The sequence below is a fragment of the Micromonospora sp. NPDC005163 genome, assembly GCF_053599835.1.
On sequence record NZ_JBSFYP010000003.1, the window covers coordinates 256,032 to 278,624 of the forward strand.

The following is a 22,593-nucleotide window of genomic DNA, read 5'->3' on the forward strand; positions in this document are numbered from 1 at the left end:
CCCGTTGTCGTCAGCCGTCGTCAGCCGTTGTCGATCAGACTGGCGATCTCGTTGTAGATGAGGTGTGCCTTCGCGCCCTGGTTCGACGGGCAACCGCCGAGGTGGTGCAGGGCGATCACCCGGTGGCTGGCGTTCAGCACCGGCGAGCCCGAGTTGCCGCCGGAGGTGTCACAGCTGTAGCTGATGTTCCAGGTGTTGTAGTTCGCGTTCCGCACGGTGCACGTCGCGCCGTTCTGGGTGTCCTCGAAGATCGACAGCCGCTTCGGGCTGCCGTCGCCGTGCCCCGGGACGTACATCCGCGTGCCGGTGGTGGTGGCGGTCGTCGCCAGGTACAGGGTGCCGAACGACTGGATGTTGGCGAAGTTGTTCACCGAGTAAAGGGTGTAGTCCAGTTGGTTGGAGCCGCCGCTGCTCACCTTGTAGAGGGTGGCGCCGCTGACCTTGGTGCCGGCGCCGGGGTTGGAGCCGTCGCAGGTGGCGCACTGGTAGTTGAACTGCATCTCGCTGCCGCTGACGGCGGACTGCGTCGAGAAGCAGTGCTTGTTCGTCAGCATGCGGTTGGTGTTGCCGACCCGCCAGGTGGTGCACATCCCGCCGCCGCTGATCAGCAGCCGCGCCACCGCCCTGCCCCGGGCGTACTCGTTGGGGTGGCTGGTCTGGTAGCAGACCACGTCGCGGCGGGCGTCGGTGCTGCAGACCGATTGCGTGGTGAAGTTGTGCTGCGTGATCTCCGTGCGGTCGTAGCCGCGCCAGAACCGGTCGATGGTCGCGGCGCTGCTGCGGGAGGCACGGCTGCTGTGCAGTGTCACCACCGCGGTGTCGCCCTCCACCGACATCGCCCAGAAGCCCGGTTGCCCGTCGGTGGTGTAGTCGGCGCCGGTCGCCCGGTTCAGGTAGCGGTCGTACCGGTAGCTCTCCCGGCCGTCGGGGCTCGACACGGTCACGTAGTCGCCGTGGGCCAGGCGCAGGGAGCTGAAGTAAACCTTGACGTACGACGCACCGGGGTGCCGAATGATCTGCGTCCCGCCGTCCTGCGCGTAGGACAGCGAGCCGGTGGTGGTCCCTAGTTCACCGACCGTGGTGACGCCCTCGGCGGAGAACTGCTCGGATTCGGGTGCACGCTCGGAGTGCGGTGCGAGAGGTTGAACCGAGTACGCCTCGGCGGCGGGTACGGACAGCAGGCTCAGCCCGAGTGTGCCGGCGCTGAGCGCGATCGCCACCGTTCGTAGGCGGCGCAGGGCATGCTTCATCGTCGCTCCTCCCACGGACAGCACCCAGACGTGCTTGCAGACTTCATACCCGAGGCCAACGAGATATGTAAATTTAACTATCTAATGTTGATCTACGCACCGCCGCGCCAACTCTTCCCCGGGCATCGGGCTGCTGCTGGCGCACGTGTGGTCGCCGCCTGGGCCCGCCGGCCGGGGAAACGCAGGTCAAAGCGGGTGGCTCCCTGCCAACGCAGGCCGCCACGCAGGTCGCTAAACTGAGCGCTCGCGCCCTCGTAGCTCAGGGGATAGAGCATCGGTTTCCTAAACCGTGTGTCGCAGGTTCGAATCCTGCCGGGGGCACCTCGATGATCAGCCAGAAAGCTACCTGAGCAGGAAACACGCACCGGCTCCGCAAGGAGCCGGCCTGCGGTGGCAGCCCAGCAACGGCTCAGCTATTCGTGATGACGGAGCCCTCGCGGGTCGCGCTGCCGACCGGACGGGTGGAAGCGCCGGTGCACCGCCGGGACAAACAGCAGGATCACGACGACGGTTGCCGCGCCCACAAGCAGGGGTAGCACCAGCGCATCGCCAACGCGAACCCAGGTCGGCGCCCAGATATGCCCCGGGTTTTCAGCGGATGAGCCTGGATCGTTGATGAACGTCAGGCCACAGCAAAGAGCGAATGGAGCGGTCAGGATGCAGGTCGTCACATGTGCCCACGTCCTGCCGCGCACGAGCCCCGCTATGGACAGGAGCAGGCCAGCCACGGCCAGGCCGGACAGAACCAAGGCCAGTTGATTGACGACTTGGATGCCGAGGTCTGCAGAACCACTCCGGTTGGACGCCTCCCCGGGCGGCACGTAGTACACGGCGTCGTAACGCGTAAGGTCGTAAATGATCGTTGCGGCGTTGAGCGCCAGGCCGAGCACCAGCACCCCGACCGCGACTGCCGGCGCGAGCACCGGCCACCGCGATATCGGCGTCACGGCAAGCCACGCCGGCAACAGGATCTCCCCAAGACCACCGACGGACCATACACAAACCCCACCGTGTGGACAGCAACACCGTGAGGTTTGGCCGGTCAGAGGGCGGGGATGCGCAATCGTGCGCATCGACGTAGACGAACCAAGGGCCGCCGAACAGTTCTGGGAAGGGATGCGGGCGGTGGCCGCTGCCGCTGCACGGCACCAGGACTACGACCTTTACAGGGCGATCGTCAAGATCGGCCGAGCGGCCCTGGCTCAAGGTGTCGAACTGGTGCCATCCGGCGGGATGTTCCTTCAATGTCCGGTTTGCGATGCCCTGGCAGCCCAACGCTGTGTCAACGTGCCTGGCCACCCTCTGAGCGACGACGCGCTCCACCGCCAGCGCATCGAGTTGGCTGAGAAGGCGCTGAGCGGAGAAGTGCCTCTCCCCACTCCACTCCGCTGATGACCTCTGGGGCAAGATCCAGGTAGGCGAGGCGAGGCGAAGGCGCTCCCGGCCGTGGCGACGGGGGCTTCGGCTCTGGATGCCTCCCGCCGTGCCTCTCGCCGGGACGACCCGCAGACCCCCACAGGCAGGGCTGATATCCGGACGCCTATCGGACCGACAGACGTGCGGTCTTGGACAGTGGCCGTCAGCGGGTGATTGGGTTCCCGAAGCAGTCGACCGTTCGACTGCTGACAGGACCTGGGCTGAGTCACCGCGCCGCCCGCTCGGCGCCGTGACGACCCCGCGAGACCAAGGACGGCGCCATGCTTTTTCTCGTGTTGCTCCTCGCCGCGCTCGGCGGCGCCGTCACTACGGTGGTCCTCACCGTTCGGGGGCTCGTCGCGGTGTTTCGTAGAGGCGGGCGCTCCCGGCCGGCGCGGCTGCGGGCGGCGGCGCTCCTCGTCGGCGCCGCCGCCGTCGCCATGTACGCGTGGGGACTGCTCCACGTCGGCGTCGCGGTGATGCAGGCGGAGGACGGGGGAGCTGGCTCCTTCCCGATCCAGCCGTGTCGGGAAGCCGGGACGCAACTGGCGAGCCAGGTCACCGGGTACGGGGTCAGCTACCTGCCGCTCCGTTTCGAATGCCACCTCGACGGTGGCGACACGTACGTCACGTCGTCCGTGCCGGGGTACGTCAACCCGGCCGCGGTCGCCCTCGGACTGGCCACCGCCGTGTGCGGGCTCCTCGCCACGACGACGGCAAAGAGCGCCCAACCGCCGGCCTCGTACGCGGCCGATCGCGATGGCTGATCGCGGCGGTGGTGTTCCCGCAGAAACGGTCGGTGCCCTCCGGACCATCCGGAGGGCACCGCGTTCTATCGGGAATCAGAGGAACTTGTACATCTCCGCGGAGGCGGGCTCGGTCTCGTTGGCGGGCGGTACGGTCACCGAGACCTTCTCGCCGAAGTCGCTCATGCGCATGTCGGTGACCAGGTCGCCCACCGTCTTCGTGGCGATCGTGTAGGACAGCGCGGTGAGGCGGCCATCGGCGTCGACAGTCGCTTCGAACGGGATCGCCGTCGGGTCCTTCGCCAGCTTCGCGGACGACTCCAGGCCCTGGCGCATGCCGCCATCGGAACTGGCGGCCTCGGCCGCCTTGCCCAGGTCGGCGGTGCCGGTGTAGCGGCCGCCGCCCGCATCCTGCGCCGACACGACGCCGCCGATGATGCCGGTCTGCGCCTTGAGGTCGAAGGACTGGCGCAGCGAGCTGGTCGGCTTGAGCTTGCTGAGGTCGATCTTCATCCACGGCTTCTCGCCCTCGAGCGAGTCCGACTTGATGTAGGCCGCGTCGTCGATCAGCCGGGCCTCCATCGGCTCCGGGGCGTTGCCGGTGACCTGGACCGCCCGGGAGGCGGGGTCCATCTTTCCGCTGAGCGTGATCGACTGGGTGCCGGCCTTGATCGAGGCGTCCATGGTGACCGTGTCGGCGAGGCTGCGATCCATGGCCTGCCGGATGGCGGTGACCGGGTCCGCTGTGGACGTTGCAGGTGCGGCGGAGTCGCCGGTGGAGTTGGTGCCACAGCCAGCCACGAGGGCGGCGGCGAGGGCGATCGAAAGGGTTGGGATCAGTCGACGCATAGACGCGACCCTAACGGACCGCCGCTGGCCGCCTTTCTCCAGCATCACCCCCATCGCGATGCCGAGGTGTCGGTGGCTGGGGCGCATCAGATTTACGCCGATCTCTGTAACGAGAATCTGTGGAAATGCGCTGCGCCTCTCCAGCCGAGCCTATTCCCACCGGCGGGAATAGGCTCGGACGTATCGGGGCCGGCACCACTCAGGCCCGCTCGTGCCTGGTCGGACGCGGATCGAGGGGGCCGCGTCCGGCGTTGGCACAGGTCAGACCGACGGTAGCTGCTCGGCGCGGGTGAGCACGTGGTCGATCAGGCCGTACTCCAAGGCCTGTTCGGCCGTGAACCAGCGGTCCCGGTCCCAGTCCCGCTGGATCTCGTCCAGCGTCCGTCCACTGTGCTGTGCGATCAGCTCCTGCATGGTCCGCTTCACGTGCAGCATGTTCTCCGCCTGGATGGTGATGTCCGAGGCGGTGCCGCCCATCCCGCCGGATGGCTGGTGCATCATCACCCGCGAGTGCGGCAGCGCGTACCGCTTGCCGGCCGCGCCGGCGCACAGCAGGAACTGCCCCATCGAACCGGCGAACCCCAGCGCCAGCGTGGCCACGTCGTTGCGGACGTAGCGCATCGTGTCGTAGACCGCCATCCCGGCGCTGACCGAGCCGCCCGGCGAGTTGATGTAGAGGTAGATGTCCCGCTCGGCGTCCTCGGCGGCGAGCAGCAGGATCTGCGCGCAGATCTGGTTGGCCGATTCCTCGGTCACCTCGGTGCCGAGGAAGACGATGCGCTCCCGCAGCAGCCGCTCGAACACTTGATCACCGAAGGACGGCTGCCCGCCGTCCAGCATCCGTACACCATTGTCGATCATTCGCAGTCGCCCTCCGCCGTGCCGGCGGGCGGTGGGACCGCCCGGTGGACCGGCCCCTCCAGCGTGCGCGCGGCGACGGTGGCTGGCCCAGGGATTCTTCCGCCGGCAGATCCGCCGACGGCAGAACCCGCGCGGCCTACGCGGCGGTCAGCCGCCGCGCACCCGCCCGGGCCCGCGCACAGCCCCGCAGGGCGGCGGTACGCGGACCGGGGCGCAAGCCACCGGCGGAGGGCACCGCGCCGACGTGCAGGGTCGGGCCGGCCGCCCCCGGCCCCCGGTGCAGGATCGGCCCGGCGGTGCGCGGGCCCACCCGCAGCGTGTGGTTGCCGGCGTCGCGTCGAGCCACCTCGACCCGCTCGAGCCGGCTCAGCACCGCCCGCGGCGCGGCCGGGATGCGCGGCTCGACCCGGCGCAGATCGTCGCGGGCCTCCTCCAGCAGGTCGGAGAGGCGGATGCCGAGCGCCCGGCAGATCGCCGCGAGCACCTCCGACGAGGCCTCCTTGCGGCCCCGCTCGACCTCCGACAGGTACGGCACGGAGACGCCGGCGGACGCGGCCACCTCGCGCAGCGTGCGGCCCTGGCTCTGGCGCACGCGGCGCAGCACCCCGCCGATCACTCGTCGCAGCAACGACATGCGGGCCTCACTCTCGCGGTCGTCGGTTTGGCCACCCCCATCATGCCCGTTGCCGGCCGTCGGGGCCGACCCGTCCGGGCCCGCCCCGCGGCTCGGCGCGGGCCCGACGGTTCATCGGGTCAGGTGGGTGTGCCAGTCGGCCGGGTCCCGGGCCAGCGTGATGTGCCGGAACAGGGCCCGGGTGCCGCCGGCGGGCAGCAGGGCGCTGTCGTCGAACGACACGTTCGCCCCGTTCACGTCGTAGACGGTCAGCGACTCGTTGCCGTTCTGCCCACCGAACCGCGCCTGGTGCCCGTCGACGGTGGTGTTCGGGTCGACGTACTCATTGTCGGCGGGATCGGTGATGTGGCGGTAGCGGGAGACCCCGACGGACAGCGTTCGGGCCCGCTGCCACTGGGGCTCGGCGGTGGTCGGCTCCGCGGTCCAGGTCCACCCGGCGTACCAGGACCGGGGCTCGTCCAGTGACTCGGACACGTTGACCGTGATCATCCGAAGGTTGGTGGGCAGTCCCGCCACGGTCGCCGGCATCGGGACGGTGTCCGCGCCGAATCGCAGCGATCGGGCAACCTGTACCGCGGTGCCCCGTACGTCCGGTCCGGTGCCGACCACCCGGAGCTGTGCCCAGCCGTCCGAGGCGTACCGCCAGCGCAGGATGGCCTCCGGCGCCTCGGCGCCGCCGTACGCGGTGAAGGTGCTGGCCCCGCCGTTCAGGTCGGGCCCGTCGCTGGTGTCGGTCACAGTGGCCGGCTGCCCGCTGTCGCGCTGCGGTGCCGGTGGCTCCACTCCCTTCGGGTAGAGGTCGACGCTGACGCTCCGCCGCTGGTCACTGCCGGGGGCGTTGGACGCGCCGAGGTAGACCCCGGGACCGGAGAGCAGCAGCCCGGCCTGGTACTGGAGATTGGGCAACCCGTCCGGCAGCCAGCCGAACCGGACGTACACGCGTTGTGGATCCACCGCGGTGAGTGCGGCCGGCAGACCGGTCTGGCCGGCGGGGGCTGCCGCACCGGACGGTGCCGGCGGGCCCTCCGGGGCGAACAGGTCGGGGACGGTCAGCCCGCCGACGGCCAGCGCCGCCACCAGCAGCGCCGCACCGACCCCCTGTGCGCGGCGGCGCTGCCGCCGCGCGGTGGTCATCGCCTGGTCCACGTCCAACACCGCGGAGGGTCGCTCCGCCGATTCGATCTCGGCCAGCATCAGGTCGCCAATCTGGCGTTCATCCAGCATCGTCGCTCCTCTCAGTTGCCGGTCAGGCTGGTGGACAGCAGGGTGCGCAGGGTGGCCAGACCCTTCGCGGTCTGACTCTTGACGGTTCCCGTCGTGCAGCCCATGGCCCGGGCGGTCTCCTCGACGCTGAGATCCTGGAAGTACCGCAGGACCAGCACCGCGCGTTGGCGTGGAGGCACCTGTCGCAACGCGCCGACCAGGGTGATCCGGTCGGTCGGGTCGGTGGCGGCCGTCGACACGTCGGGCAGTGCGGCGCCGAGCCGTACCCGGGACCAGCGCAACCGCCGCTCGTCGATCAGCCGCCGCAGCAGCATGGTGCGGACCAGCGCGTCCAGGTGGTCGGCCTGCCGCGCTCGGCTCCAGGAGCGGTACAGCTCGGTGAGCACCCGTTGCAGGATGTCGTCGCCCCGGTCCCAGTCCCCGCACATGAGGTACGCGGTCCGTCGCCACTGGACCATCCGGGATCTCACGTACTCGGTGTATTCGTCGTCGGCCTCGGCTCGCCGTCCGCCGCTTGTCGTCACGAGGGTCGCGCCCCTCCGTCTGCCGGCCCGCACCGGTTCGTCGTTGTCGTCAGGTAGTCGGGTGCGGGCCCGGGGCCGGTTGTCCGCCGCGCGACCCGGACGTGCGGCGTACGGCCCACCCGCTATGTTGTGGGCGTGCAGGTGACAGTGGCGGAGCAGGTTCGACGGTGATCCATTTCCCTGCGCAGCGCCGGGGTCCGCTGAGCGCGCTGAGCCTACGGCTGGCCGCCGCGCTGGCCCTGGTCCTGGCCGTGGTCAGCGCGGTCTACCTGGACCGGGACGGCTACCGCGACGTCAACGAGGACGGCCTGACGCTGCTCGACTGCTTCTACTACGCGGTCGTCTCGCTCTCCACCACCGGCTACGGCGACATCACCCCGGCCGCGCCGTCGGCCCGGCTGGTCAACGTTCTCTTCGTCACGCCCGCCCGGGTGCTCTTCCTGATCATCCTGGTCGGTACCACCCTGGAAGTCCTGACCGATCAGTACCGGACCGGCCGTCGCCTGTCGCGGTGGAGGAGAACCGTGAAGGACCACGTCATCATCTGCGGCTACGGCACCAAGGGCCGCAGCGCGGTCTCCGCCCTGCTGGAGAACGGCCTCGATCGGTCGAGGATCGTGGTGGTGGAGCGCAGTAGCGCTGCCCTGCGGCAGGCCACCTCTGCCGGACTGGTCGCGATCGAGGGCTCGGCGACCCGGTCGTCCGTGCTCAACGAGGCGCACGTCCGGAACGCGAAGGCAGTGATCATCGCGACCGACAGCGACGACGCCTCGGTGCTGGTGGCGCTGACCGTGCGGCAACTCACCGCGGGTCAGGTCCGGATCATCGCGGCTGCCCGGGAGGCGGAGAACGCCCCGCTGCTCAAGCAGAGCGGTGCGCACCACGTGATCGTCTCCTCGGCCACCGCCGGTCGGCTGCTCGGTCTCTCCACCTCGGCCCCGCCGCTCATCGACGTGGTGGAGGACCTGCTCACCCCGGGTCAGGGCATGGCGCTGGCGATGCGCTCGGCGGAGCGGGACGAGGTGGGTCGTTCGCCGCGCGAGCTGGATTCTCTGGTGATCGCCCTGGTGCGGCGGGGCAAGGTGGTCACCCTGGCCGACCGGGCCGGCGCCGTGATCGAGACCGGCGACATGCTGGTGCACGTCCGCGACGACCGCCCCCAGTCGACCTCGGCGGTCTGAGGCGCCCGCCGCTGCGACGGCGTCAGCGGCCGTCGACGGGAGACGTGTCCTCGAGGATCACCGCTTCGCAGGCGACCGTCGTCCCGCTGGCGGCCTGTCGGAGCAGTAGGTAGAGCTTCTCCCGATCGTCGGGCTCCAACGCCCCCAACACCTCGTTCTCGGCGGCGGCGATGGCGCATTCGGCCTCGCTGAGGCGTTTTGCCCCGTCATCGGTGAGTTCGACGACGTGCCGGCGGCGATCCGCGGCCGAGCGGCGCCGCTGGACCAGCTGCATCGACTCAAGGTCGTTGAGCAGCCCGACGATGTTGGTGCCGTCCATGGCCAGGGTGCGGGCGAGCGCCTGCTGGCTGGTGCCGCCGCCGTCCCGCAGCACGGTGAGCGCGACCAGATGCCGCGGGCGCAGGCCCAGCGGCGACAGCACCGACTCGGACCGCAGCCGCATACGCCGGGCCAGATGGTCCAGCAGCGGGCCGGAGCGGTGCTCCGAAGAGTCGAGCGATGCGGCGGACATGTGACCCAGTCTACCGAGCTGATGGAACATCGGCCTGCTATAAATAGTTGGCGCTTCACGAACGATCCCTGGAGGAGGAATCATGCATCTGCTGCATATCGACTCGAGCATCCGTGGCGAATGGTCCGTCAGCCGGAGGCTCACCGCCCGCGCTGTCGCCGTCTGGCAGGCGGCCCACCCCAACGGCACGGTGGCGTACCGAGATCTGGGCGCCGAGCCGCTGCCGCACCTGGACGCGGCGGGCGGCCTGGCCCGGATGACGCCCCCCGACGAGCACACCCCGGCGCAGCGCGAATCCTGGGAGCTCAGCGAGCAGTTGATCCACGAGGTGAAGCAGGCCGACGTGGTGCTGCTCGGGCTGCCGCTCTACAACTACGGCGCGCCCAGCAGCGTCAAGGCCTGGGTCGACCACCTGATCGTGCCCGGTTTGGCGTACGACCCGGCCTCCCAGCAGGGTCTGCTCGGCGGGCGGGAGTTCGTCGTGCTGGCCACCCGGGGTGGTGGCTACGGCGAGGGCACGCCCCGCTACGGCTGGGACCACGCCGAGCCGTGGCTTCCGCACGGCCTCGCGCTGACCGGCATGGAGCCGCGCTTCATCAGCACCGAGCTGACCCTCGCCCCGTCGGTCCCGGCGATGGCCGAGCTGGTCCCGCTGCACGAGGCGAGCCTCGCGGCAACCGAGAAGGAGATCGACAACCTCTGGCTGCCGTCCTCCGCGCAGCGCTGAGCGAGACCTCTGGTCTGGACGGTGGCTGGCCGTTCCGCGCCGGAAGGCCAGCCACCCCCGGACGGAGGTCCCACGTTCCTCCCCTAGGCCGAGCGAAGACCCTCTATTCGGAGCTTCTTTCGCGCCGTGATGCTTGCTACGGTGTGGCGGCTTGGAACTGCCAATGAGGTCGCCGCAGCGAGTGCTCGCGCGGTGTCGCTGGCGCAGGCACGACGGGGGAAACAATTTCGCACGGCGCCGGAGGCTCCGGCGTCGGTCGTCACCTTCCCGTCCGTTCGGACGCATCTCATCCGGGCCGTTCCGAGTACCTCGTTAATCGGACGACGGGAAACAATCAGTGGCTGAAGTGGCAACATCCGCAGGAGCCCGACGGCGGTGGTACGCCGGTGTCGCGGCGGGCCTCGCTCTCGCGGGCGCGGCGGCGGTCGCACCCGCGACCAGTGCTCACGCCGCCCCCGCCGGGGGCGACGTGTACGACGCGGCGAGCAGTTCCCAACCGGACCGGTTCAGCAAGTTGCCGAACCTGCACAAGGGGAAGCTCACGCTTCCCGAGCCGGGCGCCAAGGGCCGGGCGTTCGAGTCCGGCTCGATTGCGTCTCCCAAGGTCTTCCAGGGAAGTCTGGCGAGCGCCTCCGAGTTTCCGTACATCGTGGGCATCGTCACCAGTATTGAGGAAGGTGGGGAGTACTACTGGTACTGGTGCACCGGCTCGATCATCGCCCCCAACAAGGTGCTGACGGCCGCGCACTGCACCGCCGACGGGCCCGGCACCACGCGGGTCCTCGCCGGCAAGGACCGGCTGTTCGACAGCAACGGTCAGATCATCCCCGGCAGCGGTTACGTCGCCGAGGTCAGCTCGACCTGGACCCACCCGAGCTGGAACATCGCCCAGCAGTACCAGGACCCCTACGCTCCGATCCTGGACGACGTCTCGGTCCTCACGCTCAAGCAGAACCTGCCCAGCGCGTACACCCCGGTGGCTCTGAGCGCCCAGGGCGACCAGAGCCCGTACGCGGCCGGCACGCCGGCCCAGATCGCGGGCTACGGCGTCACCTCGTCGAACGACGCGGTGATGGACAGCCGGCTGCGCAAGGCGACCGTCCCGATGCGGTCCAACGAGGACTGTGCAGCTGGCGCGCTCTACCGATCCGACCGGATGATCTGCGCCGGTTCGGGCACCGACACCACGCCGGGCAGCGACACCTGCGGGGGTGACTCGGGCGGTCCGCTGCTCGTCAACGGGGTCCAGGTCGGCATCACCGACTGGGGCTTCGAGCCGTGCGGGTCGTCCCCGGGTTACTACGAGCGGCTGAGCTACTACAGCAACGCCATCAAGGCGGACCTGACCCGGCCGAAGCTGATCAACGCCGACTGGTCCGGCGACGGGCACACCGACCTGATCGGTCGGGACAGCGCGGGCAACCTCCAGCTGTACTACGGCAGCGGCTTCTCCAACGACGGTAGTGGCGGCTTCTACTACAAGCGGAAGATCAACGCGGGGTGGTCCGGCTTCACCCGGGTCTTCCGGGTCTACAACTGGAACGGCGACAACAAGCCGTCCATCATGGCCATGAAGCCGACCGGTGAGCTGTTCATCTACGACTCCGACGGCGCGGGCAACTTCGTCGGCGGGGCCCGGAAGATTGGCAGCGGGTGGGCGGGTTTCACCGCTCTCATGGTGACGAACAACTGGCTGGGTAACAACCGGCCGAGCCTGATGGTCCGCAAGTCCAACGGCGACCTGATCCGCTACACCAGCAACGGTGCGGGCGGTTGGGAGAACCCGTCGGGCACCCGGATCGGCACCGGCTGGAACGGGTTCAACCTGTTCCTCACCCCGGGCGCCTGGAAGGGTGACGGGCTGGAGGTGCTGATCGGCCGCACCTCCACGGGCGTGCTGAAGATGTACCAGTCCAACGGCACGGGCGGCTGGACCAACCCGTCCGGTACCCAGATCGGCAGCGGCTGGGCCAACTACAAGAACATCATGGTTCCGGGTGACTGGAGCGGCGACAACATGATGGATCTGTTGGGCGTCAACAGCAGCAACCAGATGCGTCTCTACACCACCAACGGCTACGGCCAGTGGCTCGACGCGAGCGGCAAGGTGATCTCCAGCGGCTGGGGCGGTTTCAACCCGATCTTCTGATCGAGGTCTGCGCCACCGCGAACGGAAGGGGCCCGCAACCGGATCGGTTGCGGGCCCCTTCTCATCGCTGTCCAGCTGCCACGAGCGCCCCTGCGGTTCCTCGGCCCAACCCTCGTGCCAGCCCAACACAGTCACGAGCGTTATACCTCAGAGTCATATCTATGCCTCAGAGGTATAACGCTCGCGGACGTTCCGGCGCCGGCCCGGCCGTGCTCGGAACGTCCGGTCAGAGGATGGTCCAGGTGTCGCCGCTGCCCAGCAGGCCGGCGAGCTGCTGCTCGGGGGTCTCGGTGACCTTCGCCTTGGCGGCGGCGAGCTGGCTCTGCACCACGCTGTCGTACGACGGCCGGTCCACCGAGCGGAACACTCCGATCGGGGTGTTGCGCAGGTCCAGGCCGGGCAGTCGGGACAGCGCGAACGCGTACGCCGGGTCGGCCACCGTTGCGTCGTGCACGACGATCTCCTCTGGGCGGACCGAGCTGGTCTCCCGGACCTCCAGGCCGAACCCGCCCGGCGGGTGCACCACGCAGAACCGGCCGTCGGCGCCGCCGAAGGTGATCGGCTGCCCGTGCTCCAGGCGGATCAGGTAGTCGTCCCGGGTCGCCGGATCCTTGAGCTGGTCGAACGCCCCGTCGTTGAAGATGTTGCAGTTCTGGTAGATCTCCACGAACGCGGAGCCCTGGTGCTCGGCCGCGGCCCGCAACACCGACTGCAGGTGCTTGCGGTCCGAGTCGATGGTCCGGCCGACGAAGCTGGCCTCCGCGCCGAGCGCGAGGGAGAGCGGGTTGAACGGGGCGTCCGCCGAACCGGCCGGGGTCGACTTGGTGATCTTCCCGACCTCGGAGGTGGGCGAGTACTGCCCCTTGGTCAGCCCGTAGATCCGGTTGTTGAACAGCAGGATCTTGAGGTTGACGTTGCGCCGCAGCGCGTGGATCAGGTGGTTGCCGCCGATGGAGAGCGCGTCACCGTCACCGGTGACCACCCAGACCGACAGGTCGGGCCGGGACACCGAGAGGCCGGTCGCGATCGCCGGAGCGCGGCCGTGGATCGAGTGCATCCCGTACGTGTTCATGTAGTACGGGAAGCGGGACGAGCAGCCGATGCCGGAGACGAAGACGGTCCGCTCCCGGGGGATGTTCAGCTCCGGCATGAACTGCTGGATGGCCGCCAGGATCGCGTAGTCACCGCAGCCGGGGCACCAGCGGACCTCCTGGTCGGACTTGAAGTCCTTGGCGGTCAGCTTGAGGGCGACGGGCTCAGACATTCTTCAGCACCTCTTCCAGCGTCGTCTCCAGCTCCGTGGACGTGAACGGCAGGCCGCGGACCTGGTTGTAGCTGATCGCGTCGACCAGGTAGCGGGCCCGGATGACGTGGGCGAGCTGGCCCAGGTTCATCTCCGGAATGACCACCCGATCGTAGGAGCGCAGCACCTCAGCCAGGTTGGCGGGCATCGGGGCGAGGTGCCGCAGGTGCGCCTGGGCGATGGACAGGCCACGCTGGCGGAGCTGGCGGCACGCCGCACCGATCGGCCCGTACGTCGAGCCCCAGCCGAGCACCAGCACGCGGGCGTCGCCGTCCGGGTCCTCCACCTCGATGTCCGGCACGGGGATCGTCTCGATCCGGGCCGCGCGGGTGCGGACCATGAAGTCGTGGTTGGCCGGGTCGTAGGAGATGTCGCCGGTCTTGTCGGCCTTCTCCAAGCCGCCGATCCGGTGCTCCAGGCCCGCCGTACCCGGGATCGCCCACGGCCGGGCCAGGGTCTCGGGGTCGCGCAGGTAGGGCAGGAAGGTGGTGCCGTCCTCGCCGTTGGGCTCGGTGGCGAACTCCACCCGCAGGTCGGGCAGCGACTCCACGTCGGGCAGCAGCCACGGCTCCGAGCCGTTGGCGACGTAGTTGTCGGAGAGCAGGATCACCGGGGTGCGGTAGGTCAGCGCGATCCGGGCCGCCTCCAGCGCGGCGAAGAAGCAGTCCGACGGCGACCTGGGCGCGATCACCGCGACGGGTGCCTCGCCGTGCCGGCCGTAGAGCGCCATGTTGAGGTCGGCCTGCTCGGTCTTGGTCGGCATGCCCGTCGACGGGCCGGCGCGCTGCACGTCCACGATCACCAGCGGCAGCTCCAGCGCCACCGCGAGGGAGATCGTCTCGCTCTTGAGCGCCACACCGGGGCCACTGGTGGTGGTCACCCCGAGCGACCCGCCGTACGACGCGCCCAGCGCCGCCCCGACCGCGGCGATCTCGTCCTCCGCCTGCATGGTGAGCACGCCGAAGCGCTTGTGCTTGCTCAGCTCGTGGAGGATGTCCGACGCTGGCGTGATCGGGTACGCGCCGAGGAAGACCGGCAGCCCGGAGCGGACTCCGGCGGCGACCAGACCCAGCGAGAGCGCCGTGTTGCCGGTGATGTTGCGGTAGGTGCCCGGCTGCATCTTCGCCGGCTTGACCTCGTAGCGGACTGCGAAGTCCTCGGTGGTCTCGCCGAAGTTCCAGCCGGCCTTGAAGGCGGCCACGTTCGCCGCGACCAGCTCGGGACGGGCGGCGAACTTGCGCTCCAGGAAGCGCAGCGTCGACTCGTAGGGCCTGGAGTACATCCAGGAGAGCAGGCCGAGGGCGAACATGTTCTTCGACCGCTCGGCGTCCTTCTTGGACACGTCGTACGCGGCCAGGGCGCCGACGGTCATCGAGGTCAGCGCCACCGGGTGCACGACATAGCCGGCCAGCGAGTCGTCGTCCAGTGGGCTGGCCTGGTAGCCGACCTTGGCGAGGTTGCGCTTGGTGAACTCGTCGATGTTGACGATGATGTCCGCGCCGCGGGGCAGGTCGGCCAGGTTGGCCTTGAGCGCCGCCGGGTTCATCGCCACCAGCACGTTGGGCGCGTCGCCCGGGGTGAGGATGTCGTAGTCGGCGAAGTGCACCTGGAAGCTCGACACGCCGGGCAGGGTGCCGGCGGGCGCCCGGATCTCGGCGGGGAAGTTGGGCAGTGTGGAGATGTCGTTGCCGAGCTGCGCCGTCTCCGAGGTGAACCGGTCGCCGGTCAGCTGCATGCCGTCGCCGGAGTCACCGGCGAACCGGATGACCACCCGGTCGAGTTGACGGATCTGCTTGGTCACGCCTGCACCTCGCTTCGCTGCGCGCGGTCGCGCGGGCGGCTGAACATGATGGTGACCTCGCCTTGCCCGGTCACGGGACCTCCTTGACGCAACGCTGCACCGCACCGCTCCAGGCTGGTCCGGTCCGCTGTCGTTCCTCACCTGAGAGCCTACGTCGAACAGACCCCCGACCTTCCCCGGAGGTCCGCCGACTGGGACCGGATCCGGTTGAGGATTACGCCGTATTGCGGCGTTTCGCGCAGCCCGCCGTAATTCAGATCACCGTCGCCGTCCCGCCAGCGACCCTCGCCGCATGCCGGACACGTGGTGTGGCCGGTCAGTCGGTGCGGGCCGTGGTCGGGTCGGTGAGCCGGCGACGCAGCGAGGTGGTGGCCAGCGTGAGGGCCAGCACCACCAGCGACGCGGAGATCACGATCAGGGTGATCGCGGTGCGCTGCACCGAGGTCATCCCGCCGTCGTCGGCCGAACCCCCGGCGGGGAGCACGCCCTGCGAGCCGGTGGGCGCGGGCGGGGAGACCACCGGGGTGGCCAGCGCGGCGGCCGCGGTGATCCGGAAACTCATCTGCACCTGTCGGGTCGGGCCGCTACGCGGGTCGAGTTGCCCGATCACCGCGCCGGACAGCGGCGCCTCCTGCTGGGCCTGCGCGGTCGCCTCCAGCGGCAGCCGCAGATCGGCGGTCCTGCCCGCCGGCACCGGGCCGGTGTCGCACCGGGTGCGGGTCGGGTCGATCGCCACGCAGCCCGCCGGTGGGGCCGGCACGCTCACCCCGGGCGGAAGGACCACCTCGACCCGGCCGGCCGCGTCCACCGTTCCGGTGTTGCCCAGCCGGACCGCGAGGGTGCTCGCCGCGCCGCTGATGTCGAAGCTCACCTCGTCGGCGGCCAGCGAGATCCCGGGCACCGGCGGGCCCGGTGGGAAGAGCACCGCGAAGCCCTGGACGTCGGCCGCCTCGCCGGTGATTCCCGGCGCGCTCGCGGTGACCCGCACGGACCCGCTGAGTGGCATCTGCTTCCAGGCGGTGCCGGCGACCCGCAGCCGGAGCAGGCTGCTGAACCGAGCGCCCGCCTCGGCCGTCCAGGCCCCGCAGCGGTACGCGCCACCACCGGTGGCGGTGCAGCCCTTCGTCCCGGCGTCGGTCAGCCCGGCGGGCAGGGTGTACGAGAGTCGGATCCGCTGGGCGGTGGTGCCGGTGTTCGTCACCGTGACCCGCAGCGTGGTGGCGGTGCTGGCGGCGTTCCAGTACCCGCCCGTGAGGGTGACGTCCTCGGTGGTGACCCGCACGCCGAGTGGGTTCGGCGGCGGCGCGTCCGGGCCCGGTGCCGGCGGACGGACCGGGGGCGCTGACGGCGCGGGGGGCGCCGGTGGTCCGGGCGTGGGTGGGCGGGTGGTGCTGCCCGGCGCGGGCGCGGCGGTGGTCGGCGCCGGTGTCACGTCCGGCGCGGTGGTCTGCGGGGCCGGTGGCGTCGTCTCCGATGGCGGTGCGGTGGTCTCCGGGGCCGTCTCGGTGGGCAGGGGATCGCCGCCGGGCTCTTCGGTCGGGGTGGGCTCCTCCGCCGGGGTGGTCTCGGGGACGGGCTCGGGCTCGGTCACCGGATCGCTCACCACCGCGACCGGGCTGGCGTCCGGCGTCGCCGCGCTGGCCCAGGCCGGTGCTACGGCGAGCGCCGCGAGCAGGCCGAGCGCGAGCGAGGTCGCCAGCAGGGGCGCGGGACGCCGCCCCGCGGCCCGGGAGCCGGGCGGAACCTGCGCGCTGGCCATCTGTCCTCCGGTGACATGGGTGGGGGTCCAGTATTCGGTAACAGTTGCCTTCGAGCACTAGTCCCATTCGGAAACAAGTCCGTAACGTGTTCGGGACGGCCCTTTCGGGCGGGCGGTAGGCTCCCGGACGTGACCGGTTACCTGGGCTCGTACGCGACGCTCGGGCTCTTGCTGCTCGCCAGCGTCCTGTTCTTCGTTACTGCGTTCTCGGCCAACCGGGTGTTACGTCCCGCCCGACCGGCCGAGCCGCACGGCAAGCGGACCAGCTACGAGTGCGGGCTCGACCCGGTCGGCGCGGACTGGGCGCAGATGCAGATCCGCTACTACGTCTACGCCTACCTCTACGTCCTCTTCGCGGTCGAGGCGGTGTTCCTCTTCCCCTGGGCGGTCGTCTTCGACCGGCCGGGCTTCGGCCTGGTCACGGTGGTGGAGATGGCGGTGTTCGTCGCGGTGCTCGCGCTGGGCATCCTCTATGCCTGGCGTAGGAACATCCTGCGCTGGACCTGACCGCCCGGGCCTCCGGCGATCGTGCCGGTCCGTCCGGCCGTTCGCGGCCGGTTGCCGGGCGAGCGGTCAGGCCAGGCCCCGGCGGGTCACCGCTGGCGGCCGGTCGCCGCGGATCGAGGCCACCATGTCCAGCACCCGGCGGGTGGGCGCGACCTGGTGGGCCCGGAAGACCCGGGCACCCAGCCAGGCGGAGATCGCCGTCGCGGCGAGCGTCCCCTCCAACCGTTCGGCCACCGGCAGGTCCAGGGTCTCGCCGATGAAGTCCTTGTTGGAGAGCGCCACCAGCAGCGGCCAGCCGGTCCCGGTCAACTCGTCCAGCCGGCGGGTGATCTCCAGGGAGTGCCGGGTGTTCTTACCGAAGTCGTGTGCCGGGTCGATCAGGATTCCGTCCGGGCGTACCCCCGCCGCCACCGCGCGCTCGGCGAGGCCGGTCACCGTCGCGACCACGTCGGCGACCACGTCGTCGAAGGCGGCCCGGTGCGGCCGGGTTCGCGGGACCAGCCCGCCGGCGTGCGAGCAGACCAGGCCGGCGCCGGTCTGCGCGGCCACCTGGGCGAGCGCCGGGTCGGCGCCCGACCAGGTGTCGTTGAGCAGGTCGGCGCCGGCCGCCACGGCCTCCACCGCCACCTCGGCGCGCCAGGTGTCGATGGAGATGACCACCTCCGGAAACGCGGCCCGGACGGCGGCGATGGTGTCCACCGTGCGCCGGATCTCCTCGGCGACGTCCACCTCGGCGCCGGGGCCGGCCTTCACCCCGCCGATGTCGATGATCGCCGCGCCCTCGTCCACGGCCCGTTCGACCGCGCGCAGCGCGCTGTCGGCGGCGAAGGTGGCGCCCCGGTCGAAGAACGAGTCCGGCGTGCGGTTGACGATCGCCATCACCACCAGCTCGCCGGGGGCGAACGTCCGCCCACCCAGCCGAAGCGCCCCGGCCATGCCCGCCTCCTGAGAGTCCGCACCGTCGCCGCCGCGTCGGCCGGTCCCGACGCTAGCCGGTCAGCCGGCCAGGACGCCCGGCGGCGTCGGCGATGATCGTGATCGGGGTGGGTGGTGGGCTCGCTCACGGCCGGTCGCCATGCCACGATCAGTGCATGGGTCAGCTTCTGCTCTTCCTGGTCGTGGCGTTGACCGTCGCGGCGGTGGTATTCGGCGTGACGGTGCTGGTCACCGGTCGTGATCCGGGCCTGGCGCCCGCCGAACCGGACTCGCAGGCCGTGTCGTTGCCGGTCACCCGGCCGTTGCGCGAATCCGATGTGGGCGCGGTCCGTTTCGACACCGGGCTGCGCGGGTACCGGATGGCCCAGGTCGATCACGCGATGCGCCGCGCCGCCTACGACATCGGCTACAAGTCTGAGCTGATCGGCGTGCTGGAGGCGGAGGTCACCGCGTTGCGTGCGGGACGCACCGCCGACGCGGACGCGCTGCGCCAGGCCCGTGAGCAGTCCGCCACCGCGGCGACGAACGAGGATGCGGCGGCTCGTCAGGGTCCGCGGCCGGGCGACGACGCCAACTCCGGCGCCGCCGGCGCGCTGCCCGCTGCCAGTTCCTCCCCGGCAGACTCCGACGGCGTGGCCCCGGCCGTCGCGCCAGCGGATGACGAGCCGACCGACTGTGAGCCGGCCGGTGGCGCCGGACAGCACGGCGCGGTGGTCCGGTCGGAGTCGGCGTGACCGACCCGGGCGCCGACGATCTTCGCGAGGCCGCCCAACCCGGCGCCGGCGAGGTGACCGCAACGGTGATCGTGAACGCCCCGGCGGAACGGGTCTTCACCGCGCTGCTCGCCTGGGAACGTCAGTCCGACTGGATCCCGTTCACCCGACTGCGGGTGGTCGAGGGCGACGGCCGTGAGGGCAGCCTGATCGAGGCGGTGACCGCGCTCGGCCCGGTGGTGCTGCGCGACGAGATGCGGGTGGTCCGGGTCGACGAGCCGTACGAGATCGGCGTGGTGCACTGCGGCCGGCTGCTGCGCGGCCCGGGTGTGCTGCGCTGCACCCAGATGGACCGGGCCCGCACCCAGGTGGTCTGGCACGAGTGGTTCCACCTGCCGGGTGGCCCGGCCGGTCGGCTGGCGTGGCCGGTGCTCTGGCCCGGCTCCAAGGTCGGCCTCACCCAGGCGCTGAAGAGGTTCGCCCGTCTGGTCGAGCAGGGCCGGCTGCCCTGACCATGCTCGCGGCGGCCGCCGGGCACCGCCGGCCGCCGGGCCGCCGGCGGCGATGGGCTGTCGGCCCGATGGCCTAGCGTGTACGAGGTGACTGACCTGGTGATCGGCGCCGACGGGCTGCCACGCTGCGCCTGGGGGGCGAGCACCCCCGACTACGCCGTCTACCACGACACCGAGTGGGGGCGGCCGCTGCACGGCGACGACGCGCTCTACGAGCGGATGACCCTGGAGGCGTTCCAGTCCGGCCTGTCCTGGCTGACCATCCTGCGCAAGCGCCCGGCGTTCCGGCTGGCCTTCGACGAGTTCCGGATCCCGACCGTCGCCGGCTACGGCGACGCCGACGTGACCCGGCTGCTCGCCGACGCCGGCATCGTCCGCAACCGAGCCAAGATCGAGGCGGCGATCGCCAACGCCCGCGCCGCGCTCGAGCTGCCCGACGGGCTGTCCGCGCTGCTCTGGTCCTTCGCCCCGGCGCACCGGCCGGTCCGCCCCGCCTCGTTCGCCGAGCTCGCGGCGATCACCCCCGAGTCGACGGCGATGGCCAAGGCGCTCAAGAAGCGCGGCTTCCGGTTCGTCGGCCCGACCACCGCGTACGCGCTCATGCAGGCCACCGGCATGGTCGACGATCACATCGTCGGCTGCCACGTCACGCTCCCACCCGCGGCGTGATGGGATGGCAGCATGACGACCGAGACCGCCCACCGGGCCGGCGAGGCCGGGCACGCTGACGGGACGGGCACCTGGGCGGTGCTGCTGCCCGCCGAGCGGTACGAGGCCGAGCGGCTCGTGCACCACGACACGCTGGAGCTGACCGGGCTGACGGGCGTCAGCCGGCCGGGCCCCGGTGACCGGGTGGCGGTGCTGACCGACACGCCGCCCCGGCTGGTGGCGCTCGGCCGGGTCACCGCGCCGGCCCAACGGCACCGGGAGGACCCGGACGATCCGCAGTCCCCGGTCGAGCCCGGAGCGCTCGTCGTGGCGTACACCCGGAGGGCCTTCGACGAGCCGGTGCCGGCCGACCGGTTGACGCTCGACGGGCCCGTCACCGCGCTGGATCCGGCGGCCTTCCGGGCGCTCGCCGACCGGCTCGGCCCGCCCCCGGCGCGGCGCACCTGGCTGGTCAGCCTCGATCTGCCGATCGAGGCCGGCACACCGGCCGAGGCGGTCCGGCTCTTCTGGTCATACGTGCAGGAGCTGGGGCCGCGTGAGCTGCCCGCCTTCGTGTCACCCTCCGGCGACGAGCTGGCCATGCAGGCGTTCGTGCTGGGCGCGGAGGCCAACCAGGACCCGGAAGAGGACGACTAGAAGGCCCCGTCGGGCTGCCGCGCTCAGTGTCCTTCGAAGACCGGCTTCTGCTTCGCGACGAAGGCCAGGGTGGCCGCCCGGTGATCGGCGGTGGCGCCGCAGATCGCCTGTGCCTGCGCCTCGGCGGCCAGCGCGTCGGCGAGGGTGCCGGCGTCGGCGATGGAGAGCTGCCGCTTGATCGCCCCGTACGCGACGGTGGGGCCGGCGGCGAGGCGTGCGGCCAGCTCCTGCGCGGTCGGCAGCACCTGCTCGTCGTCGTCGACCAGCCGGTTGAGCAGCCCCAGCCGGCTGGCCTCCTCGGCGCGTACCGGCTCGGCCAGCATCAGCAGCTCCACCGCCTTGGCGTGCCCGACCAGTCGCGGCAGCGTCCAGGAGGCGCCGGTGTCGGCGGCGAGGCCGACCCGGGCGAAGGCCATCAGAAAGCTCGTGGCCGGGCCACCGATCCGGATGTCGGCGAGGAAGGCCAGCGACGCGCCCGCCCCGGCGGCCATCCCACGGACGGCGGCCACCACCGGCTTGGGCAGGTTGGCCAGCCGGGCGGCGATCGGGTTGTAGTGCGCCCGTACGGTGTCCAGCGGGTTACCCGAGGCGCCCTCCAGCGTCGACACGTGCTCGCGCAGGTCCTGACCGGCGCTGAACGACCCACCCGCGCCCGCCAGCACGACCGCCCGACAGGACCGGTCGGTCTCCAGCTCCGCGAGGGTGTCCCGCAGGGCCTCCTTGAGCGCCACGTCGAGGGCGTTCATCGCGTTCGGCCGGTTCAGCGTGAGGGTGACGACGGCGTCGGTCCGGTCGACCAGCAACGGTTCGGTCACGTGTCTAACGACCCTTCTGTCGGACGATGCGGTTGCCGGCGTCGAGGCACTGCTCGACGTACCGGTCGGCGGCCGGACGCAGGCGGGCCGCGTGCCGGTCGAAGAAACTGGCCGCGGCGGTGCCGGGCCAGCGTTCGGGCAGCAGCGCCGGGGGCAGCTGCGGGTCCCGGAACAGGAAGGTACGCCAGGCGTGCACGAGCCGGAACCGGGCCGCGTACGCCTCCTCCTCGCTGCTGCGTGCGGTGACCGCGGCGAGCAGCGGGCGCTGGTCCGCGACGAACCGTTCGTAGGCGCGGCCGATCTCGCTCAGGTTCCAGGCCCGGCGGACCACGCCCATCGCGCCGGGTGTGCCGGCGAAGTGCGAGGCGGTGAACCGCTCGAATCGGACACCGGCCTCGGCGAGCAGCAGGTCGACGTCCTCGGCGGGCCGGGTGGCCACCCAGGTCTGCTCATCCAGCGTGCCGTAGCCCAGGAAGCTGAGGTTGGCGGCGAGCCGCTGCCGGTCCCGGCGGGAGCCGGGCGCCTCCAGCACGAGCAGATCGAACCGCCCGTCCCAGCTGACCCGGCCGGTCCGGTAGATCCGGGCTGCCGCCTCGTCCAGTCGCCGGGCGGCTTTCGGTGTGATCGAATATCCCGGTCCGGACGCCAGTCGGAGTGGGTCGAGCCAGCCCTGACGCACCATCCGGGAGACGGCGGTGCGCACTGCCGGCGGCGCGATTCCCAACGGTGCCAGTAGCTTGACCAGGGCGGCGACCGGTGCGCGGCCACCCCTCGGCCGGAGGTGGTCGCCGTACAGGTCGAAGAGTGCCGACCGTGCCTGCATGACCGCACATTGTGACAGGCCTTCTCAAGATATGCTAGATGCTGTTA

General features: G+C 70.9%; 24 protein-coding genes and 1 tRNA gene. 11 read left to right on the forward strand and 14 right to left on the reverse strand.

Annotated features, from left to right (window positions below):
• Positions 1–20 precede the first annotated feature (20 nt).
• On the reverse strand, positions 21–1,250 hold the full coding sequence (locus ACWD6N_RS04625) for a trypsin-like serine peptidase (RefSeq protein ID WP_450004503.1): 1,230 nt from the start codon (positions 1,248–1,250) through the stop codon (positions 21–23).
• Between the two features lie 248 nt (positions 1,251–1,498).
• On the opposite strand from ACWD6N_RS04625, the gene ACWD6N_RS04630 reads away from it, so the two are divergent.
• Positions 1,499–1,571 (forward strand) — tRNA-Arg (locus ACWD6N_RS04630).
• A 92-nt stretch (positions 1,572–1,663) separates the two neighbouring features.
• Here the strand turns inward: ACWD6N_RS04630 and ACWD6N_RS04635 are convergent.
• Positions 1,664–2,215 (reverse strand): hypothetical protein, encoded by a 552-nt coding sequence (locus ACWD6N_RS04635; RefSeq protein WP_450004504.1) that lies wholly within the window; start codon positions 2,213–2,215, stop codon positions 1,664–1,666.
• A 100-nt stretch (positions 2,216–2,315) separates the two neighbouring features.
• On the opposite strand from ACWD6N_RS04635, the gene ACWD6N_RS04640 reads away from it, so the two are divergent.
• Both ACWD6N_RS04640 and ACWD6N_RS04645 read left to right on the forward strand, forming a co-directional pair.
• Positions 2,316–2,642, forward strand: coding sequence for a zinc finger domain-containing protein (locus tag ACWD6N_RS04640; protein WP_450004505.1), 327 nt, complete (start codon positions 2,316–2,318; stop codon positions 2,640–2,642).
• Between the two features lie 305 nt (positions 2,643–2,947).
• Complete coding sequence (locus ACWD6N_RS04645) at positions 2,948–3,433, forward strand: hypothetical protein (RefSeq protein ID WP_387323099.1); 486 nt, start codon at positions 2,948–2,950, stop codon at positions 3,431–3,433.
• A gap of 75 nt (positions 3,434–3,508) precedes the next feature.
• On the opposite strand, the gene ACWD6N_RS04650 is transcribed toward ACWD6N_RS04645, so the two are convergent.
• The 5 genes from ACWD6N_RS04650 to ACWD6N_RS04670 all read right to left on the reverse strand — a co-directional run bounded on the left by ACWD6N_RS04650 (position 3,509) and on the right by ACWD6N_RS04670 (position 7,504).
• Positions 3,509–4,261 (reverse strand): hypothetical protein, encoded by a 753-nt coding sequence (locus ACWD6N_RS04650; protein ID WP_387323101.1) that lies wholly within the window; start codon positions 4,259–4,261, stop codon positions 3,509–3,511.
• 261 nt (positions 4,262–4,522) lie between these two features.
• Positions 4,523–5,122, reverse strand: coding sequence for a ClpP family protease (locus ACWD6N_RS04655; protein ID WP_387323103.1), 600 nt, complete (start codon positions 5,120–5,122; stop codon positions 4,523–4,525).
• Positions 5,123–5,258: 136 nt separating this feature from the next.
• Positions 5,259–5,756, reverse strand: coding sequence for a helix-turn-helix domain-containing protein (locus ACWD6N_RS04660; protein WP_450004506.1), 498 nt, complete (start codon positions 5,754–5,756; stop codon positions 5,259–5,261).
• A gap of 111 nt (positions 5,757–5,867) precedes the next feature.
• A complete protein-coding gene (locus ACWD6N_RS04665) occupies positions 5,868–6,980 on the reverse strand; it encodes a hypothetical protein (RefSeq protein ID WP_450004507.1) in 1,113 nt (370 codons plus the stop codon).
• An 11-nt stretch (positions 6,981–6,991) separates the two neighbouring features.
• On the reverse strand, positions 6,992–7,504 hold the full coding sequence (locus ACWD6N_RS04670; protein ID WP_450004508.1) for a SigE family RNA polymerase sigma factor: 513 nt from the start codon (positions 7,502–7,504) through the stop codon (positions 6,992–6,994).
• Between the two features lie 167 nt (positions 7,505–7,671).
• Here ACWD6N_RS04670 and ACWD6N_RS04675 point away from each other — a divergent pair, with 167 nt between their 5' ends.
• The gene (locus tag ACWD6N_RS04675; RefSeq protein ID WP_354964540.1) at positions 7,672–8,685 is read left to right on the forward strand and encodes a potassium channel family protein; all 1,014 of its coding nucleotides are present in this window, start codon (positions 7,672–7,674) and stop codon (positions 8,683–8,685) included.
• Positions 8,686–8,707: 22 nt separating this feature from the next.
• On the opposite strand, the gene ACWD6N_RS04680 is transcribed toward ACWD6N_RS04675, so the two are convergent.
• On the reverse strand, positions 8,708–9,196 hold the full coding sequence (locus tag ACWD6N_RS04680) for a MarR family winged helix-turn-helix transcriptional regulator (protein WP_450004509.1): 489 nt from the start codon (positions 9,194–9,196) through the stop codon (positions 8,708–8,710).
• 82 nt (positions 9,197–9,278) lie between these two features.
• Here ACWD6N_RS04680 and ACWD6N_RS04685 point away from each other — a divergent pair, with 82 nt between their 5' ends.
• Both ACWD6N_RS04685 and ACWD6N_RS04690 read left to right on the forward strand, forming a co-directional pair.
• A complete protein-coding gene (locus tag ACWD6N_RS04685; protein WP_450004510.1) occupies positions 9,279–9,923 on the forward strand; it encodes an FMN-dependent NADH-azoreductase in 645 nt (214 codons plus the stop codon).
• 346 nt (positions 9,924–10,269) lie between these two features.
• A complete protein-coding gene (locus ACWD6N_RS04690) occupies positions 10,270–12,072 on the forward strand; it encodes a trypsin-like serine protease (RefSeq protein WP_354964543.1) in 1,803 nt (600 codons plus the stop codon).
• 226 nt (positions 12,073–12,298) lie between these two features.
• Here ACWD6N_RS04690 and ACWD6N_RS04695 read toward each other — a convergent pair whose 3' ends face one another.
• From ACWD6N_RS04695 to ACWD6N_RS04705, 3 genes are all read right to left on the reverse strand, one after another.
• On the reverse strand, positions 12,299–13,336 hold the full coding sequence (locus tag ACWD6N_RS04695; RefSeq protein WP_354964544.1) for a 2-oxoacid:ferredoxin oxidoreductase subunit beta: 1,038 nt from the start codon (positions 13,334–13,336) through the stop codon (positions 12,299–12,301).
• Positions 13,329–15,176: a 2-oxoacid:acceptor oxidoreductase subunit alpha gene (locus ACWD6N_RS04700; RefSeq protein WP_450004511.1), complete on the reverse strand. Its 1,848-nt coding sequence runs from the start codon at positions 15,174–15,176 to the stop codon at positions 13,329–13,331. The genes ACWD6N_RS04695 and ACWD6N_RS04700 overlap by 8 nt, the downstream gene beginning before the upstream one ends.
• A 316-nt stretch (positions 15,177–15,492) precedes the next feature.
• On the reverse strand, positions 15,493–16,935 hold the full coding sequence (locus ACWD6N_RS04705; RefSeq protein WP_354964546.1) for a hypothetical protein: 1,443 nt from the start codon (positions 16,933–16,935) through the stop codon (positions 15,493–15,495).
• A gap of 129 nt (positions 16,936–17,064) precedes the next feature.
• Here ACWD6N_RS04705 and ndhC point away from each other — a divergent pair, with 129 nt between their 5' ends.
• Positions 17,065–17,442 (forward strand): NADH-quinone oxidoreductase subunit A, encoded by a 378-nt coding sequence (gene ndhC / locus ACWD6N_RS04710; RefSeq protein WP_074316464.1) that lies wholly within the window; start codon positions 17,065–17,067, stop codon positions 17,440–17,442.
• A gap of 66 nt (positions 17,443–17,508) precedes the next feature.
• On the opposite strand, the gene folP is transcribed toward ndhC, so the two are convergent.
• Positions 17,509–18,378, reverse strand: coding sequence for a dihydropteroate synthase (gene folP / locus ACWD6N_RS04715; RefSeq protein WP_354964547.1), 870 nt, complete (start codon positions 18,376–18,378; stop codon positions 17,509–17,511).
• Positions 18,379–18,533: 155 nt separating this feature from the next.
• On the opposite strand from folP, the gene ACWD6N_RS04720 reads away from it, so the two are divergent.
• The 4 genes from ACWD6N_RS04720 (at position 18,534) to ACWD6N_RS04735 (ending at position 20,908) form a co-directional block, all read left to right on the forward strand.
• Positions 18,534–19,112: a DivIVA domain-containing protein gene (locus tag ACWD6N_RS04720; RefSeq protein WP_354964548.1), complete on the forward strand. Its 579-nt coding sequence runs from the start codon at positions 18,534–18,536 to the stop codon at positions 19,110–19,112.
• On the forward strand, positions 19,109–19,603 hold the full coding sequence (locus tag ACWD6N_RS04725; protein WP_354964549.1) for an SRPBCC family protein: 495 nt from the start codon (positions 19,109–19,111) through the stop codon (positions 19,601–19,603). The genes ACWD6N_RS04720 and ACWD6N_RS04725 overlap by 4 nt, the downstream gene beginning before the upstream one ends.
• An 87-nt stretch (positions 19,604–19,690) precedes the next feature.
• Positions 19,691–20,272 carry a DNA-3-methyladenine glycosylase I gene (locus ACWD6N_RS04730; RefSeq protein WP_450004512.1) on the forward strand — a complete coding sequence of 194 codons (582 nt, stop codon included), beginning with the start codon at positions 19,691–19,693 and terminating at the stop codon, positions 20,270–20,272.
• A 12-nt stretch (positions 20,273–20,284) separates the two neighbouring features.
• Positions 20,285–20,908 carry a hypothetical protein gene (locus ACWD6N_RS04735; RefSeq protein WP_354964551.1) on the forward strand — a complete coding sequence of 208 codons (624 nt, stop codon included), beginning with the start codon at positions 20,285–20,287 and terminating at the stop codon, positions 20,906–20,908.
• Between the two features lie 23 nt (positions 20,909–20,931).
• Here the strand turns inward: ACWD6N_RS04735 and ACWD6N_RS04740 are convergent, their stop codons facing one another.
• Complete coding sequence (locus ACWD6N_RS04740) at positions 20,932–21,723, reverse strand: enoyl-CoA hydratase-related protein (protein WP_354964552.1); 792 nt, start codon at positions 21,721–21,723, stop codon at positions 20,932–20,934.
• A 4-nt stretch (positions 21,724–21,727) separates the two neighbouring features.
• On the reverse strand, positions 21,728–22,546 hold the full coding sequence (locus ACWD6N_RS04745; RefSeq protein ID WP_354964553.1) for a PaaX family transcriptional regulator: 819 nt from the start codon (positions 22,544–22,546) through the stop codon (positions 21,728–21,730).
• Between the last annotated feature and the right edge of the window lie 47 nt (positions 22,547–22,593).

What these genes read in the sequence shown, in the direction of transcription:
- ACWD6N_RS04695 (WP_354964544.1), bottom strand. Translation starts at nt 13,336, where the DNA reads ATGTCTGAGCCCGTCGCCCTCAAGCTGACCGCCAAGGACTTCAAGTCC.
- ACWD6N_RS04720 (WP_354964548.1), top strand. Translation starts at nt 18,534, where the DNA reads ATGGGTCAGCTTCTGCTCTTCCTGGTCGTGGCGTTGACCGTCGCGGCG.
- folP (WP_354964547.1), bottom strand. Translation starts at nt 18,378, where the DNA reads ATGGCCGGGGCGCTTCGGCTGGGTGGGCGGACGTTCGCCCCCGGCGAG.
- ACWD6N_RS04645 (WP_387323099.1), top strand. Translation starts at nt 2,948, where the DNA reads ATGCTTTTTCTCGTGTTGCTCCTCGCCGCGCTCGGCGGCGCCGTCACT.
- ACWD6N_RS04655 (WP_387323103.1), bottom strand. Translation starts at nt 5,122, where the DNA reads ATGATCGACAATGGTGTACGGATGCTGGACGGCGGGCAGCCGTCCTTC.
- ACWD6N_RS04745 (WP_354964553.1), bottom strand. Translation starts at nt 22,546, where the DNA reads ATGCAGGCACGGTCGGCACTCTTCGACCTGTACGGCGACCACCTCCGG.
- ACWD6N_RS04680 (WP_450004509.1), bottom strand. Translation starts at nt 9,196, where the DNA reads ATGTCCGCCGCATCGCTCGACTCTTCGGAGCACCGCTCCGGCCCGCTG.
- ACWD6N_RS04735 (WP_354964551.1), top strand. Translation starts at nt 20,285, where the DNA reads ATGACGACCGAGACCGCCCACCGGGCCGGCGAGGCCGGGCACGCTGAC.
- ACWD6N_RS04705 (WP_354964546.1), bottom strand. Translation starts at nt 16,935, where the DNA reads ATGGCCAGCGCGCAGGTTCCGCCCGGCTCCCGGGCCGCGGGGCGGCGT.
- ACWD6N_RS04665 (WP_450004507.1), bottom strand. Translation starts at nt 6,980, where the DNA reads ATGCTGGATGAACGCCAGATTGGCGACCTGATGCTGGCCGAGATCGAA.
- ACWD6N_RS04685 (WP_450004510.1), top strand. Translation starts at nt 9,279, where the DNA reads ATGCATCTGCTGCATATCGACTCGAGCATCCGTGGCGAATGGTCCGTC.
- ACWD6N_RS04660 (WP_450004506.1), bottom strand. Translation starts at nt 5,756, where the DNA reads ATGTCGTTGCTGCGACGAGTGATCGGCGGGGTGCTGCGCCGCGTGCGC.
- ACWD6N_RS04650 (WP_387323101.1), bottom strand. Translation starts at nt 4,261, where the DNA reads ATGCGTCGACTGATCCCAACCCTTTCGATCGCCCTCGCCGCCGCCCTC.
- ACWD6N_RS04625 (WP_450004503.1), bottom strand. Translation starts at nt 1,250, where the DNA reads ATGAAGCATGCCCTGCGCCGCCTACGAACGGTGGCGATCGCGCTCAGC.